This is a genomic window from Flaviramulus sp. BrNp1-15 (assembly GCF_022259695.1).
Classification (GTDB): Bacteria; Bacteroidota; Bacteroidia; order Flavobacteriales; family Flavobacteriaceae; genus BrNp1-15.
The window spans coordinates 632,318-651,206 of record NZ_CP092099.1; the positions used below are offsets into that span (position 1 = coordinate 632,318).

Here is an 18,889-nt window from a genome sequence, read left to right on the forward strand (position 1 = left end):
ACCATTAAACTAAATAGTAAAGCAAACTTCTAAAAAATGCATTTTATCGCATAAAAATGCATTTTATCCGATTTTTATTTTGTTTTATCGATTTTTTGAGCTAATATTGGAGCTGTTTTAAACAAATAATAATTAAAGAAAAGTAAATTATTTAATTTAAATCAGAAATGTAATTTATCTGTTTTTTTAAGTGCTTTATTTTTTTTGTGAGTATTTGGTGGCTTTTTTTAATGACTTTGTCGAAAAAAAACAGCTCTTATTAATAATAAGTTATAATATTGTACACATTTGATTTCAAAGAACATACAATGCCTTTGTAATTAATAATCAAACTTCCCTCAAAGTTTTTATTAATCCATTTTACAAAAATTTAAGTTATTTACTTAAAAGCGTTAAAAGTCAAACACATAAATAAATTTATATGTGACTTTTTAGTTTTTAATGTGTCTAAATTTTGAAGTTAACCTACATAATTTTGTAAATGGTAAAAAAATTACTCTCACCTAGTAAAATAATAGTATTATTTATTTTGCTAATTTCATTTGTAAATACTGGTTATTCGCAAACAGAAATTGCGAAGCAACGATTCCATAATGGTAATCCATCTTATCAAGTAACAGTTGCTGATAAAGATGGAGTTTGGGCACCACCAAGTCAAACCATTACCACTCATGCAGGTACAGACAACTGGGATTATACAGTAACAACATCAGAAGGTATAATAAGAATTGTGAATGATGATATTACTGATCCTGCCTCAGACGATTATAGTTTAGAACTTAAGAATTATTGGGATGATGCTCCATCTGTAGAATTTGCAGATATAGATATTTCTAATTATGTTAACGTAAACTTTTCAATAGCTTTTCAATCTTTAGGTCATCCAGATCAAAATGAAAATCTGTATTTAGATTACTCTTATTTTGATGGAGGAACTTGGGTAGATAATACAGTTGTTTTGATTGAAGGTTTAAATGCTATTGACTTAGGTTTTATGAAAATAGAACCAGATATTAGGTTATTCAATGTTTCTCTACCAGATCCTAATCCTTATGTGGTATCTGTACCAGATTCAGCTACGGCATTTAGAGCAACCATTAGGTCAGAATTTTTAAATGGAGCCAATGGTAACGACAATTACTATATTGATGATGTAATATTAAGCGGAGATGCTACAACAACTGCACCTGTTGCAAATTGTCAAGGTGATTTTGCAATAGAGCTAGATGCTTTTGGTAATACATCTATAACTGTTGCAGATATAGATAATGGTTCAAGTGTTACAGTGGGTACTATGTCTTTATCAATAGATAAGTCAGAATTCACATGTGATGATTTAGGGCCAAATGTAATAACATTAACCGTAAGCGATGGAATACAAGAAAGAACATGTACTACTATTGTAACAGTTAATAACTATTCTGGACCAATGATTGCTCCACCGGTTAATGATGTAACAGCATTTTGTTCTTATAGTGCTCCTACACCACAAGATTTATCTTATCAATGTAGAATTATAACACCTACAACAACAGATCAAACAACATTTACAACATCTGGGAATTATTCAATTTCTTGGGTGTATTACGATTCTGTTACAGGAAATAGTGTTACTGAAGTTCAAAATATTAACTTAACTTCTTTATCTGCGCCCACAAATATTACAGTTAGTAATATTGGAGCGAGTACAGCAACTATAAGTTGGGATGAATTGTTTGGTGCAGAATCTTACGAAATAAGATATAAAAAATCTTCTGTAACAAACTGGGAAACAGTTTCTTCTGAAACTAATGAAGTAGTGCTTGTTGGTCTACAACAAGTAACACAGTACGATTTTCAAGTAACAGGTATTTGTGATGGTAATACGTCGTATTCACCTGTAGATAATTTTACAACAGTATTAAATGATTATTGCGACCCAACTAATTTTGATACACATCCAGATAGATACATTAGTAGAATTCGCTTTGGAACATTAACTCAAAATATTGATAACTCGTCAGGGTTTAATAATGGATATGGAGATTATACTAGTGAAATAGCCGATTTATACAAAGACAATAACTATACTTTACAAATAAACGTTCAAAAAAGAAATAATGATTGGATGGGTTATAGAGTATGGATAGATTTTAATGGTGATGGCGATTTTGAAGATGCAGGTGAAGAAGTTTGGGATAACAATGGAAATAATTCCAACCAATTCTATTTTAATCCTTCAATTTACATACCAACTTATGCAGTTAATGGTTTTACCAAAATGCGAGTTGCCATGAGAAGAGGTGGTGCTCCAGGTGATCCTTGTAATGCTGCTGGCGATGGAAATGATTATGGTGAAATCGAAGATTATTTATTAAACCTACAAATTGAACCAAATTCTCCACAAGAAATAGATGTAACAGGTAATGGTAACCTTATTTTAGATGATGCAGGTGTTGCTGAGTTATCTCAAGCAAACAATACCGATTATGATTCGTTTGATATTTACGAAGGTCAATTAATAAAAACTTATGTTATAACAAACAATGGTGAGAATCCTCTTGTATTAACAGGATCTCCTTTTGTTCAACTAGCAGCAGGAAGTGACCCTGATTTTACAATATTAGCACAACCATCAACAGGTACTTTACAAATAGGAGAATCTGTTACTTTTACAATAGCTTTTGATCCTTCTTCAATAGCAACTCCTATAAAACAAGCTACAGTAATCATCAATAATAATGATGATGATTCAGATATAGATCCTTCAGATTCTGAGCATATATTTACATTCTTAATTCAAGGAGAAGCAGTTAAAACCTTCCCAGATACAGATGGCGATGGTGTACCAGATAATATAGATGGAGATGATGATAATGATGGATTGTTAGATTCTACCGAAGATTCTACATGTAAAGTATACTCTTATTCAACTCAGGTAGAAACTGTATTTTTAAATGAAACTTTTGGTGCAGGATACGATAGAATAACGGTTGCTGAAGCCAGTGACGGTTCTTCAACCACATATTGTTATGAAGATGGTACTGGTGCATGTGGTGGTTCTAATAACCTTAACGACGGATCTTATACAATATATTATCAAGCTTCAAATGGAGATGGTATTAACCAAACTCCAAATGGCGATGTGTCATCTTGGGCAGATAGCGATTGGTATGTTGGTCTAGACCATACACCAGATAGTATTGATGGAGTAGAACCAGGTAGAATGTTATTAGTTAATGCCGATTATGACCCAGGAATTTTTTATGAAGCAACTATTAAAGGTGTAGCAACAGGAGTTGAAATCGTTTATGGGTTTTCTGTAATTAATCTAATGAGAACAGATCATCCAAATATTGTTAATAAAAAGAAACCACAAGTAGCAATTGCAGTTTACGATCCTAATGGAACTCTTATTGCATTAGAAACCTCAGGATTAATAGAACCTACAGACCATACCAACCCTAATGGCGATTGGGTAACCGTAGAGACCACCTTTACAACCACATCTTCTCAGTTTACCATTCAATTGATTAATGATCAAGATGGTGGGGATGGTAACGATTTAGCGATCGACGATATTTATGTTAAACAGATATTATGTGATCAAGATGGTGATGGTGTAGCAGATTCCATAGATTTAGATAATGATAATGATGGTATTCCCAATGTTGTAGAATTAGGTTTAGCTGATGGCGACAAAGATGCAACCTTATTTGGCGATGGTTGGGTAGATGCCAACGGTAATGGCGTTCATGATTCCTATGAGGGTGGAGTACCTATGATAGATACCGATGGCGATGGCATTCCGGATTATATAGATGCCGATTCAGACAATGACGGGATATTTGATGCCGTTGAGTATGATGGTTATGGCGATATAGATGTCGATGGTGATGGTTTGGGCGATGGCTCAGACGCAAACAGTCTTGTGTATGATGATGAAGCCGATGGTGATGGCTTATTAGGAATCATAGATGGTAATGATTTAGATGTAGATGATTTAGATCACGGAAGTGCAGGTTATGTAACACCAGTAGATACCGATGGCGATGGCATCCCAGATTATTTAGAGATTGATTCTAACAATGATGGTGTTTATGATATTGAGGAGACTATTTATGCAGGTTACGATGTAGATGGCGATGGTATCATAGATGGCTCAACAGATATCGATCAAGATGGTATATTAGATAGTTTTGATACAAACACGAGCGCTTTTGGATCCCCAAGAGATTTAGATGACAAGTATACTCTATATTTCGATGGTCGAAATGATTATATATCAGAGAACGTACCAGTAATAGCAGGTTGGACAAGCAGCACATTAATGGCTTGGGTAAAGATAGCACCAGGCGCTTCAGGACAACGACGCATAGTAGGACAAGACAATTTTTATTTAACGGTAAACAATGATGGAACAGCAAGTGCTGTATCAGGCGGAACAACATTAAGTTCAACCACTACATTACCGGAAAATGTATGGGTTCATGTAGCGGCTTCGTATAACAATGCCGATGGTAACTTTGTATTATATGTTAATGGTGCAGAAGAAGCTATCGCTTCAGCAGGAAGTTTAGGATCTGGTACTACAGATTTAACTATAGGAAGAAGACCAGGGGTATCAGGAGAAGAGAATGTATTAACCAGCGAATATTTTGAAGGTGAGATAGATGAAGTTCGCGTATTTGATGCGGGACTATCAGAAGAAGAGATTCAAAAGATGGTGTATCAGGAATTAGATGAAACAGGCAGTTTTGTAAGCGGAAAAATAATTCCGTCAGATATATCAGCTTTAGCAGGATCAAGTTTACAGCGCTATTACAAGATGGATCGTTTTGCAGCAGATATTACAACTGAGCAAAAAGGTGTTTCAAGTGGTGCAAAACTATACAACATTAAAGATATTTATTACCAAACCGCTCCCTTGCCATATGTAACCACAGCGGACGGTAGTTGGACTACAGAGGGCACCTGGTTACATGGCGATGTATGGGATATAGAAGATACCGCGAGCAATAAAGATTGGATCGTCGTAAAGGTATCCCATGATATCACAGCAAGTCATGATATCAAGACTGCGGGGTTACTGATAGATTCAGGACGACGCTTAACCGTACAAGGCGATCATTTAGTAGAGAACAGCTGGTACTTTGAGTTAGATGGGACCTTAGACTTAATGGATGATTCTCAGCTGGTGCAGACTGTTACCAGTGATTTAGTAACATCAGCAGATGGAAAAGTATTAAGAAGACAAGAAGGCACCTCAAGTGCGTATTGGTATAACTATTGGTCCTCACCAGTAGGGGTACAAGCAGCCACAAGCTTATCAGATAACAACGGAACAACAAACAATGTAAACAACACCGACTTTAGTTTAAATATGCTAAAAGATGGTACAGGCACTGATATTATATTCACATCAGGATATACGGCAAACGGTAGTAACTTAAGTACCTATTGGTTGTATACCTATATTAATGGATTGACCTATTGGGATTGGGAGCAAATAAACACATCAATAGGGTTGAATCCAGGAGTTGGATACACCCAAAAAGGCACAGGCGCAGGCGGACCAGACCAACAGTATATATTTGAAGGTAAGCCAAATAATGGAACGATACTGATAGATGTCACCGATGTCGGTGGAGCAGGATCCGTTACTGGCGCTTCGAAGACAGAGTACCTTTTAGGAAACCCTTATGCCTCAGCACTGGATATCCATAAGTTTATAGATGACAATATAGGCGTTATAGATGGAACCATACAACTGTGGCAACAATGGAGCGGAAGTTCACATAACTTAAACGAATACAATGGTGGTTATGCACAAGTAAACAAATTAGGGTCTACCCGTGCCTATCAATTTGTAGGATATTATGGAGCACATAATGGGTCGCAAGACGGTACGATAGTACCCTCAAGATACTTACCAGTAGGGCAAGGTTTTATTACAGAGATCGTTGCAGATGGTCAAGTAGAGTTCAATAATAGCCAACGTGTATTTATAAAAGAAGCCGATGCTGATGGGAGTTATAATAATGGTTCGACATTTTCAAAGTCAGGAAACAGTAAATCCTCAAAAGGAGAGGCTTCAAAAGCAATAGAAGAAGAGGACAGTATGCAAAAGATCCGTTTGGAGTTCAGTTCTATATCTGGACCAGAAACGAGAAGAGAGTTGTTATTAGGCTTTAGTGATTATACCACAGATGCTTTTGATTATGGTTACGATGCCAGATGTACAGAATCAAATAACAACGATTTAAACTTAAGTTTAGAAGGTGGTAACTATAACATGCAAGCGTATAGTGCGATTACCTCAGATAAGGTTGTGCCATTAAACTTTAAATCATCAGGCAATAATAGTTTTGAGATCAAGATTACAGAATTAGAAGATGTAGATGAGCATCAAGAGATTTACTTAAGAGATAACTTAACAGGTATGTATTTTGATTTAACCCAAGATACAGGCTATAGCTTCACTTCAGAACAAGGGAAGTTTAATGAAAGGTTTGAGGTTGTATTCCAAAACGAATCACAGAGTTTAAGTACCGAGGAGGTATTGGCAGGAGATAACTTCATGTATTATCAAAACCCAAGCAAGACGTTTTATGCAAAGCAGTTAACCACGGAGGTTAAGAACTTAATGCTAATAAACATGCGAGGGCAAAGCGTATTAGAGTTAGATAATGTATCGAGAACAAGTTTAGAGAGTGGAATACGATTTGATAACATAGCTACCGGCACCTATGTGGTTTGTTTAAAGACTGAAACTAACCAAGTCTTAACTAAAAAGATTGTTATTAATTAAACCAAAAAGAATACAATACAAATCCCTTTAGAATATCTTCTAAATGATAAAGTAAAAGCCAAAACATTTGTTTTGGCTTTTTTTGGGTAGAATTATAAAACATTTCCAACTTGTAGATAATCTTTTCTGTTAAAAAAAGCAAAGTATTTCATCAGTTTTTTTATGTATTTCATGTTTTTAAAATTGTATTTAGCCGTAATTTTGATGCATTTAATCAAAAAAAATCATTTTATACTTGACCTATAGCACATTAAGTTTTATTATTGTGATATTATTGGTAGTAAATATCCTATAATATTTCCCTCAAAGTTTTTATTAATCCATTTTACTAAAATTAAAGTTAGTACGAATATGAGAATGTAATGTTCTCAATTTGTAATTAATCTATTAATAAGTGACTTTTTTGCTTTTAATGTGTCTAAAAGTTAATAAGTTAACTTGCAAAATTTGTAAATGGAAAAAAAACTACTCTCAAAAAATAAAATAATTTTACTGCTTATTTTATTAATTTCATTTGTGAATAACAGTTTTTCTCAAGTTGAAATTGCTTCACAACGTTTTCATAATGGTAATTCGGGATATCAATATACCGTAGCAGATAAAGATGGAGTTTGGGCACCACCAAGTCAAACAATCACAACACATGTAGGCACAGATAATTGGGATTATACAGCAACAACTTCAAATGGTATAATCAGAGTTGTAAATACAGATATTACTGATCCTGCCTCAGATTTATATTGTTTACAAATAAAAAACTATTGGAATGATAATCCAACAGTACAATTCGCAGATATAGATATTACTAATTATGTTAATGTAACATTTTCAATAGCATATCAATCGCTAGGAGATCCAGATGTCGATGAAGATTTAATTTTAGATTACTCTTATTTTGATGGTGGGTCTTGGGTTAATACAACAGTAACGTTAATTGAAGGTTCTAATGCCAATATGTTTGGTGTGCCTTTAGATACAAGAATGTTTAACGTTTCTTTTCCAGATCCTAATCCACATGTTGTAACTATTCCTGATACTGCAACAGCATTTAGAGCTACCATTAGTTCAAGTTTTGTTAATGGTAGTGATGGTACCGACAATTACTACATAGATGATGTTATATTAAGTGGAGATGCTACAACAACTGCACCAGTTGCAAATTGTCAAGGTGATTTTTCAATAGAATTAGATGCTTTTGGTAATGCTTCTATTACTACTGCTGATATAGATAATGGTTCTACAGTTTATATAGGAACAATGAGTTTGAGCATAGACAAATCCGATTTTACATGTGCAGATTTAGGATCAAATGTAATAACTCTAACAGTAGATGATGGTACGCAAACAGCAACTTGTACAACAACGGTAACCGTAAATGGATATACTGGAGCAATGCAAACTCCAACAATTCCAGACACAACAACATTTTGTTCATACACTGCTACACCACCAGCAGATATTTCATATCAGTGTAATATAGTTTCACCAACAACGAGTGATACTACAACATTTACAATACCTGGTAATTATTCAATTACTTGGACGTATTATGATGCTGTTAGTGGCTCTTCAGGAACCTCTGTTCAAAATATTACTTTAGATAATTTATCTGTACCTACAGGAATTACAGTTACAAATATAGGTCCAGATTCAGCAACCATATCATGGGATGAGCAACTAGGTGTAGAGTCTTATGAGATTCAATATAAGAAAAACAATTTAATAAACTGGGATGTTGTTACTTCAACAACTAATACAATAGATTTAACTTTATTAGATCAATTAACTTTATATGATGTAAGAGTAGCTGCAGTTTGTAGTGGTTCATCATCAGCTTTTACTACTATTGAAAATTTTACAACAACAGGGCACGATTACTGTGTGCCAGACGTTACAAATTTCAATACAAATAACTACATAAGACGTGTGCGTTTTGGAACTTTAACACCAAGTATTGATAATACAAGCACATATTCTAATGGTTACGATAATTACACAGCAACAGATATTGCTGATTTATATAAAAATGAGACTTATACTATTACTATTGATAGATATAGTTCTCAATCATGGCAAGAAATGGGTTATGCGGTATGGATAGATTTTAATGGAGACGGAGATTTTGAAGACGCAGGTGAAGATGTATGGCGTTATACAGATGCAAATAATACAACAAATGCAAATCAAGTAACAGGTGATATTACTATACCAACTTATGCAGTAAATGGAGAAACTGTGATGAGAGTTGCTACAAGAAGATATTGGTATCCAGACAACCCATGTGATGGTAATTTTGATGGACAACGTGGTGAAGTAGAAGATTATACTTTGAATTTACAAATACGCCCAGATGCACCTCAAGAAATTGATGTTACAGGTAATGGTAACCTTATTGTAGATGATGCAGGTGTAGGACAGTTGTCTATAGAAAATAATACTGATTTTGGTAATTATGATGTATACGAAGTACCTTATACAAAAACCTATAGAATTACAAATAATGGAGCAGATCCTTTAACACTAACTGGGTCTCCTTTGGTTCAATTTATAAGTAATACAGGAGATTTCACGCTTACACAACCAGCTATATCTGTTTTAGCAATAGGTGAATCTACAACTTTTACAGTGACTTTCGATCCAACTACGGTTGGTACAAAAAGTGCTACAATTAGAATTTTAAATGACGATGTAGATGCTACAGATTCTGAAGATGATTATACATTTTATATTCAAGGAGAAGCAGTTAAAACCTTCCCAGATACGGATGGAGATGGTGTGCCAGATAATATAGATGGTGATGATGATAATGATGGTCTGTTAGATTCTACTGAAGACTCTGCTTGTAAAGTATACTCTTATGCAACTCAGGTTGAAACCGTATTTTTAAATGAAACTTTTGGTTCTGGATATGACAGAATTAACGTAGGTGAAGCTAGCGCAGGATCTACTACTACGTATTGTTATGAAGATGGAACAGGGTCATGTAATGGTTCTAATAACCTAAATGATGGGTCTTATACAATTTATTATAGAGCTGGTAATGGAGATGGAACAAATCAAACTCCAAATGGAGAAGTAGCATCTTGGGCTGATCAATCTTGGTATACAGGTTTTGATCATACAGATGATGCAATAGATGGAGCAGAGCCAGGTAGAATGTTATTGATTAATGCCGATTACGACCCAGGAATTTTTTATGAAGCAACTATTAATGGGGTAACACCAGGAGTTGAAGTTGTTTATGGATTTTCTGTTATTAATTTGGATAGAACTGATACACCGTGTATAGACGGTTGTCCTGGAGGTGCTAGTTGGGATGATAATCCAAGAAACAGACCAGAAGTATTAATTGCAGTTTATGATCCTAATGGAAACGCTTTAATACCAACAACAACCTCAGGATTGGTAGCCCCAACAGACCCATCTAACCCTAATGGTGATTGGGTAACCGTAGAAACTACTTTTACAACCACGTCTTCTCAGTTTACCATCCAATTAATTAATAGTCAAGATGGTGGAGCTGGTAATGATTTAGCAATCGACGATATTTATGTTAAGCAGATATTATGTGATCAAGATGGCGACGGTGTAGCAGATTCCATAGATTTAGATAATGACAACGATGGTATCCCTAATGTTGTAGAATTAGGTTTAGCTGATGGTGATAAAGATGCGACCTTATTTGGCGATGGTTGGGTAGATGCTAACGGCAATGGCGTTCATGATTCTTACGAGGGTGGAGTACCGATGATAGATACCGATGGTGATGGCATTCCAGATTATGTAGATGCCGATTCAGATAACGATGGGATATTTGATGCCGTTGAGTATGATGGTTATGGAGATGTCGATGTCGATGGAGATGGCTTAGGAGATGGCTCAGATGCTAGCAACTTAATATTTGATGATGAAGCCGATGGCGATGGCTTATTAGGCATCATAGATGGTAATGATTTAGATGCAGATGATTTAGATCATGGAAGCGCAGGCTATGCAACACCATTGGATTCAGACAGTGATGGTATACCAGATTATTTAGAAGTTGATTCAAATAATGATGGTGTTTATGATATTGAGGAGACTATTTATGCAGGTTACGATGTAGATGGCGATGGTATCATAGATGGCTCAACAGATATCGATCAAGATGGTATATTAGATAGTTTTGATACAAACACGAGCGCTTTTGGATCCCCAAGAGATTTAGATGACAAGTATACTCTATATTTCGATGGTCGAAATGATTATATATCAGAGAACGTACCAGTAATAGCAGGTTGGACAAGCAGCACATTAATGGCTTGGGTAAAGATAGTACCAGGCGCTTCAGGACAACGACGCATAGTAGGACAAGACAATTTTTATTTAACGGTAAACAATGATGGAACAGCAAGTGCTGTATCAGGCGGAACAACATTAAGTTCAACCACTACATTACCGGAAAATGTATGGGTTCATGTAGCGGCTTCGTATAACAATGCCGATGGTAACTTTGTATTATATGTTAATGGTGCAGAAGAAGCTATCGCTTCAGCAGGAAGTTTAGGATCTGGTACTACAGATTTAACTATAGGAAGAAGACCAGGGGTATCAGGAGAAGAGAATGTATTAACCAGCGAATATTTTGAAGGTGAGATAGATGAAGTTCGCGTATTTGATGCGGGACTATCAGAAGAAGAGATTCAAAAGATGGTGTATCAGGAATTAGATGAAACAGGCAGTTTTGTAAGCGGAAAAATAATTCCGTCAGATATATCAGCTTTAGCAGGATCAAGTTTACAGCGCTATTACAAGATGGATCGTTTTGCAGCAGATATTACAACTGAGCAAAAAGGTGTTTCAAGTGGTGCAAAACTATACAACATTAAAGATATTTATTACCAAACCGCTCCCTTGCCATATGTAACCACAGCGGACGGTAGTTGGACTACAGAGGGCACCTGGTTACATGGCGATGTATGGGATATAGAAGATACCGCGAGCAATAAAGATTGGATCGTCGTAAAGGTATCCCATGATATCACAGCAAGTCATGATATCAAGACTGCGGGGTTACTGATAGATTCAGGACGACGCTTAACCGTACAAGGCGATCATTTAGTAGAGAACAGCTGGTACTTTGAGTTAGATGGGACCTTAGACTTAATGGATGATTCTCAGCTGGTGCAGACTGTTACCAGTGATTTAGTAACATCAGCAGATGGAAAAGTATTAAGAAGACAAGAAGGCACCTCAAGTGCGTATTGGTATAACTATTGGTCCTCACCAGTAGGGGTACAAGCAGCCACAAGCTTATCAGATAACAACGGAACAACAAACAATGTAAACAACACCGACTTTAGTTTAAATATGCTAAAAGATGGTACAGGCACTGATATTATATTCACATCAGGATATACGGCAAACGGTAGTAACTTAAGTACCTATTGGTTGTATACCTATATTAATGGATTGACCTATTGGGATTGGGAGCAAATAAACACATCAATAGGGTTGAATCCAGGAGTTGGATACACCCAAAAAGGCACAGGCGCAGGCGGACCAGACCAACAGTATATATTTGAAGGTAAGCCAAATAATGGAACGATACTGATAGATGTCACCGATGTCGGTGGAGCAGGATCCGTTACTGGCGCTTCGAAGACAGAGTACCTTTTAGGAAACCCTTATGCCTCAGCACTGGATATCCATAAGTTTATAGATGACAATATAGGCGTTATAGATGGAACCATACAACTGTGGCAACAATGGAGCGGAAGTTCACATAACTTAAACGAATACAATGGTGGTTATGCACAAGTAAACAAATTAGGGTCTACCCGTGCCTATCAATTTGTAGGATATTATGGAGCACATAATGGGTCGCAAGACGGTACGATAGTACCCTCAAGATACTTACCAGTAGGGCAAGGTTTTATTACAGAGATCGTTGCAGATGGTCAAGTAGAGTTCAATAATAGCCAACGTGTATTTATAAAAGAAGCCGATGCTGATGGGAGTTATAATAATGGTTCGACATTTTCAAAGTCAGGAAACAGTAAATCCTCAAAAGGAGAGGCTTCAAAAGCAATAGAAGAAGAGGACAGTATGCAAAAGATCCGTTTGGAGTTCAGTTCTATATCTGGACCAGAAACGAGAAGAGAGTTGTTATTAGGCTTTAGTGATTATACCACAGATGCTTTTGATTATGGTTACGATGCCAGATGTACAGAATCAAATAACAACGATTTAAACTTAAGTTTAGAAGGTGGTAACTATAACATGCAAGCGTATAGTGCGATTACCTCAGATAAGGTTGTGCCATTAAACTTTAAATCATCAGGCAATAATAGTTTTGAGATCAAGATTACAGAATTAGAAGATGTAGATGAGCATCAAGAGATTTACTTAAGAGATAACTTAACAGGTATGTATTTTGATTTAACCCAAGATACAGGCTATAGCTTCACTTCAGAACAAGGGAAGTTTAATGAAAGGTTTGAGGTTGTATTCCAAAACGAATCACAGAGTTTAAGTACCGAGGAGGTATTGGCAGGAGATAACTTCATGTATTATCAAAACCCAAGCAAGACGTTTTATGCAAAGCAGTTAACCACGGAGGTTAAGAACTTAATGCTAATAAACATGCGAGGGCAAAGCGTATTAGAGTTAGATAATGTATCGAGAACAAGTTTAGAGAGTGGAATACGATTTGATAACATAGCTACCGGCACCTATGTGGTTTGTTTAAAGACTGAAACTAACCAAGTCTTAACTAAAAAGATTGTTATTAATTAAACCAAAAAGAATACAATACAAATCCCTTTAGAATATTTTCTAAATGATAAAGTAAAAGCCAAAACATTTGTTTTTGGCTTTTCTTATTTATTTCTCAAAACTTTTCAATGTCTATTATTAAAAATCTTTAATAAATTAATTCTAATTATTCGGTTTTTCAATTAAAAATCTTACACGACTAGTTGAAACGTAAAAAATATCGACAAAATACATTTTTTAAAGTTTAATAGTTAATAAATGCTCTTTTTGAAACTTTTTTCTTATAAAAAATATTAGTTTTATGTGAGTCCTTCTAACTATCTAACCCCAAAATTTTAAGATATGAGAATGAAATGTCCAAAAACCTACCGCTTAATCTTCAGTATAATTTTGTTACAATGTTTGTTGTTATTTAACCTAAATGCACAAGTAAAAAATAATTTAGGAACAATAAATGATTATAAAAGTCAGAGCAATAGAGAATTATATCTTCAAAAAACCACATCAAAAACATCATCTAAAACTTTGGTAAGGCGAACATCTGGATCGGGATTTCAAATAATTAGACTCGAGTTTAATGGCTTAGAAGGCTCGCTGGCTAGACGTGAATTATTATTAGGTTTTAGTGAGTTCACAACAGATGGTTATGATTATGGGTACGATGCACAAGTTGTTCAGACTTATGAAAACGATCTTAATTTAGATTTAGAAGGAATGAATATGAGTATTCAAGCGTATGGACCTTTAGTGCCAGAAAAAGAGTTGAAACTGAAGCATTATTCTTCAGGTAAGAATATATTTTCGATACAAATAACAGAACTTGAGAATATTGATGAATCACAATCTATTTATTTAAGAGATAATATTACAGGAGATTATTTTGATTTATCAACAGGTGAAGCTTATGAATTTACATCAGAGCAAGGTAGTTTTGATGATCGTTTTGAATTGGCTTTTCAATCAGAATCACAATCAGAATCAAAAAGCTTAAGTATTAATGATTCTCAATACGATATGAAACATATATATTACCAAACAAAAACCAATATGTTTTATGCAAAAAAATTAAGCGGAATAATCAAAAAAATGATATTGGTAAATATGCAAGGACAAAAGATATTAGAATATAATAACCTATCTCAAGATAGCTTAGAGGAAGGTATTTCTCTTCAAAGTTTAGCTACAGATACTTATGCTGTATTACTTCAAACCGATACAAATTCAATTTTAACAAAGAAAATAGTAGTTAATTAATTTTAAAATAATTCCAAAAAAAATAAAAAAGCCAAAACATATGTTTTGGCTTTTTTATACTATCAAATGATATTATAAATTAATTTATAATATCTCCATTCGCTTTAAACTCTATATCCTTATTTTTCCCTTTTTGTTTGAATTCTACATCATAAAAAATACCTTTTGAATGGTGGTCGACTTTTTCAATTTCAGCAATTTTTCCATCAAATTCATTATCAATTCTTTCTCTAATTGCTTTTGGTAAATCCTTTTTTTTAATACTAGTTTCAGTTTCAATCCACATACCATTTGGATTAAAATCAGCTCTATATTTTACGCCATCAATTTTAAAATGAGATTCAAAATTACCATGAGCGTCTTTATGCCAATCGGGATCATTTTCTCCTGGATATTTTAATTGAAATGTTTTTTTAACTGCTTCTGGTACTTGACTGTTAGCATTTTGGTTACAGCTAAAAGCTATAGATAATAAAAGTATAGTAAAAAGTTTATATGTGTTTTTCATTGTAAAAAATATAATTTATAAGTTAACAATACAAATATCTTAGTATTATGTAGATTAACTTAACTTAAATACAAAAATTGTTAACGCGTTTAAATTATTACTCTTTTATGTTAAAAGCGCCTCTGTTTTAGCAAAATTCATTAAATTCGCGAACTTAAAAGATTTACCAGTAAATGAGTGCTAAATTTCCTGAATATAAAGGACTTGACTTACCTAAAGTTGGAGAAGAAATTCTTAACTATTGGGAAGAAAACAACATATTTGAAAAAAGTGTAACCACACGTGAAAACAATAAACCCTTTGTGTTTTTTGAAGGACCTCCTTCTGCAAACGGACTTCCGGGTGTACATCACGTTTTAGCACGTGCTATTAAAGATATTTTTCCACGTTACAAAACCATGAAAGGTTACCAAGTTAAGCGTAAAGCTGGTTGGGATACCCATGGTTTGCCTATTGAATTGGGTGTTGAAAAAGAATTAGGAATCACTAAAGAAGATATTGGTAAAACCATTTCGGTTGAAGATTATAACGCAGCCTGCCGTAAAGCAGTTATGCGTTACACAGATGTTTGGAATGACCTTACTCAAAAAATGGGATATTGGGTAGATATGGACGATCCGTATATAACCTACGAACCCAAATATATGGAAAGTGTTTGGTGGTTGCTAAAACAGATTTACAATAAAAGTTTGTTATATAAAGGGTATACCATTCAACCGTATTCTCCAAAAGCAGGAACAGGTTTAAGTTCGCATGAGTTGAACCAACCTGGAACTTACCAAGATGTAACAGACACAACTGTTGTGGCTCAGTTTAAAGCTATTGAAAATTCGCTTCCAAATTTTTTACAAAACAAAGGTGATATTTACTTTTTAGCATGGACAACTACCCCTTGGACACTACCAAGTAATACCGCATTAACTGTTGGGCCTAAAATAGAATACGTTTTAGTTGAAACTTATAATCAATATACATTCCAACCAATGAATGTGATATTAGCTAAAAAATTAGTTAACTATCAATTCTCAGGGAAGTTTAATCGAGTTGAAGAGAAATCAGAATTACTAGCATATAAATCTGGTGATAAAAAAATTCCTTTCTACGTTGTTAAAGAATTTGTTGGTAAAGATTTAGTAGGAATAAAGTATGAACAATTATTGCCATACGCTTTACCAAATGATAATCCTGAAAATGCATTTAGAGTCATTTCTGGAGATTTTGTAACCACTGAAGATGGTACAGGAATTGTACATACAGCGCCAACTTTTGGAGCAGATGATGCCTTAGTGGCAAAACAAGCTACACCAGAAGTACCACCAATGTTGGTAAAAGACGAAAATGGAAACTTGGTGCCACTAGTAGATTTACAAGGTAAATTCAGACCAGAAATGGGAGAATATGCTGGTAAATATGTGAAGAACGAATATTATAATGATGGTGAAGCACCTGAGCGCTCTGTAGATGTTGAACTTGCCATAAAATTAAAAGAAGAAAACAAAGCCTTTAAGGTTGAAAAATACAAACACAGTTATCCTAACTGTTGGAGAACCGATAAGCCAATTCTTTACTATCCTTTAGATTCTTGGTTCATAAAAGTAACTGATGTTAAAGATAGAATGTTTGAGCTTAACGAAACCATTAACTGGAAGCCTAAAGCAACAGGAACTGGTCGTTTTGGAAACTGGTTAGCTAATGCCAACGATTGGAATTTATCTCGATCGCGTTATTGGGGAATTCCATTACCAATTTGGAGAACCGAGGATGGTAAAGAAGAAATCTGTATTGGTTCTGTTGAAGAGTTGAAAAATGAAATGGCTAAAGCAGTTTCAGTAGGTGTTCTATCTAAAGATATTTTTGACGATTTTGAAGTTGGAAATAATACTGAAGAAAACTATGCAAAAATCGATTTACATAAAAATATTGTAGATGAGATTGTATTAGTATCGCCATCTGGTCAAAAAATGTTCCGCGAAAGCGATTTAATTGATGTTTGGTTCGATTCGGGTTCTATGCCTTATGCACAATGGCATTATCCTTTTGAGAATAAAGAAAAAATTGATGAAAATAAATCATTCCCAGCTGATTTTATTGCAGAAGGTGTAGACCAAACAAGAGGTTGGTTTTATACACTTCATGCTATAGGCACTATAGTGTTTGATTCTGTTGCTTATAAAAATGTTGTGTCTAATGGATTGGTATTAGACAAAAACGGACAAAAAATGTCTAAGCGCTTAGGTAATGCTGTAGATCCGTTTGAAACTTTGGGTAATTATGGTGCTGATGCAACGCGTTGGTATATGATTAGCAATGCAAACCCATGGGACAATTTAAAGTTCGATTTAGAAGGTATAGAAGAGGTTAAACGTAAATTTTTCGGTACACTTTATAATACCTATTCATTCTTTCAATTATATGCAAATCTAGATAATTTTAACTACAGTGAAGCTGATATTCCTGTAAGTGAAAGACCAGAAATAGATAGATGGATATTATCAGAATTACATACTTTAATTCAAAAAGTAGACGATTTTTATTCAGATTATGAGCCAACAAAAGCGGCTCGTGCTATTTCAGATTTCACACAAGATTATTTAAGTAACTGGTTTGTGCGTTTAAGTAGAAGACGTTTCTGGAAAGGCGATTATCAGCAAGATAAAATTTCGGCTTATCAAACACTTTATACGTGTATGGTAACTATAGCTAAGTTGGGTGCACCAATAGCTCCTTTCTTTATGGATAAATTGTATTTAGATTTAAATTCGGTTACCAAAAAAGAAACTTTTGAGAGTGTTCATCTAGCAGATTTCCCCGTTTTTGATAAAACTTATGTTGATAAAAGTTTAGAGCGAAAAATGGAAAGCGCGCAAACAATATCATCATTAGTATTATCGTTAAGAGCTAAAGAAAAGATTAAAGTGCGTCAACCGCTTCAAAAAATAATAATTCCTGTTGATAGTAAACAACAGCGAGAAGAGATTTTAGCGGTATCAGATTTAATAAAGCATGAAGTAAATGTTAAAGAAGTAGAGCTTTTAGATGATGCATCAGAAGTTTTGGTAAAACAAATAAAACCAAACTTTAAAGCGCTCGGGCCTCGTTTCGGAAAGGATATGAAAGCCATTGCAGGTAAAGTAATTAACTTTTCTGCAGAAGATATTAACAAAATAGAGCAAAATGGTAGTATTGAGGTTGAAATTAATGGAAAAAATATTACTTTAGAACGCGATGATGTAGAAATTACATCGCAAGATATTGAGGGATGGCTTGTTGCAAATGAAGGTGCATTAACGGTAGCTTTAGATGTAACCATTTCAGATGATTTACGAAAAGAAGGAATTGCAAGAGAGTTAATTAACCGTATTCAAAATTTACGTAAAGATTCTGGTTTTGAAGTGACAGATAGAATAGATGTTACCCTTCAAAAAGATGAGCATATTGTAAATGCAGTTGATGCAAATATGACTTATATTAAATCAGAAACATTAACCAACCAACTTGAAATTATTGATAAATTAGACAATGGTATAGAAATTGCTTTTGATGATGTAAATACCAAATTGTTTATTCAAAAACATTAAAAT

General features: G+C 34.4%; 5 protein-coding genes. 4 read left to right on the forward strand and 1 reads right to left on the reverse strand.

Annotated elements, in window-relative coordinates:
• The first annotated feature begins 481 nt into the window (after window positions 1–481).
• From MBM09_RS02790 to MBM09_RS02800, 3 genes are all read left to right on the forward strand, one after another.
• Complete coding sequence (locus tag MBM09_RS02790) at window positions 482–6,790, forward strand: LamG-like jellyroll fold domain-containing protein (RefSeq protein ID WP_238675331.1); 6,309 nt, start codon at window positions 482–484, stop codon at window positions 6,788–6,790.
• Between the two features lie 453 nt (window positions 6,791–7,243).
• Window positions 7,244–13,567, forward strand: a complete 6,324-nt coding sequence (locus MBM09_RS02795) for a LamG-like jellyroll fold domain-containing protein (RefSeq protein WP_238675332.1) — start codon at window positions 7,244–7,246, stop codon at window positions 13,565–13,567.
• Window positions 13,568–13,888: 321 nt separating this feature from the next.
• The gene (locus tag MBM09_RS02800) at window positions 13,889–14,800 is read left to right on the forward strand and encodes a hypothetical protein (RefSeq protein WP_238675333.1); all 912 of its coding nucleotides are present in this window, start codon (window positions 13,889–13,891) and stop codon (window positions 14,798–14,800) included.
• Between the two features lie 79 nt (window positions 14,801–14,879).
• On the opposite strand, the gene MBM09_RS02805 is transcribed toward MBM09_RS02800, so the two are convergent.
• Window positions 14,880–15,308, reverse strand: a complete 429-nt coding sequence (locus tag MBM09_RS02805) for a PepSY-like domain-containing protein (RefSeq protein ID WP_238675334.1) — start codon at window positions 15,306–15,308, stop codon at window positions 14,880–14,882.
• Window positions 15,309–15,481: 173 nt separating this feature from the next.
• Between MBM09_RS02805 and ileS the strand changes: the two genes are divergently transcribed.
• Window positions 15,482–18,886 carry an isoleucine--tRNA ligase gene (gene ileS, locus MBM09_RS02810; protein WP_238675335.1) on the forward strand — a complete coding sequence of 1,135 codons (3,405 nt, stop codon included), beginning with the start codon at window positions 15,482–15,484 and terminating at the stop codon, window positions 18,884–18,886.
• Window positions 18,887–18,889 lie beyond the last annotated feature (3 nt).

What these genes read in the sequence shown, in the direction of transcription:
- MBM09_RS02790 (WP_238675331.1), top strand. Translation starts at nt 482, where the DNA reads ATGGTAAAAAAATTACTCTCACCTAGTAAAATAATAGTATTATTTATT.
- MBM09_RS02795 (WP_238675332.1), top strand. Translation starts at nt 7,244, where the DNA reads ATGGAAAAAAAACTACTCTCAAAAAATAAAATAATTTTACTGCTTATT.
- MBM09_RS02800 (WP_238675333.1), top strand. Translation starts at nt 13,889, where the DNA reads ATGAGAATGAAATGTCCAAAAACCTACCGCTTAATCTTCAGTATAATT.
- MBM09_RS02805 (WP_238675334.1), bottom strand. Translation starts at nt 15,308, where the DNA reads ATGAAAAACACATATAAACTTTTTACTATACTTTTATTATCTATAGCT.
- ileS (WP_238675335.1), top strand. Translation starts at nt 15,482, where the DNA reads ATGAGTGCTAAATTTCCTGAATATAAAGGACTTGACTTACCTAAAGTT.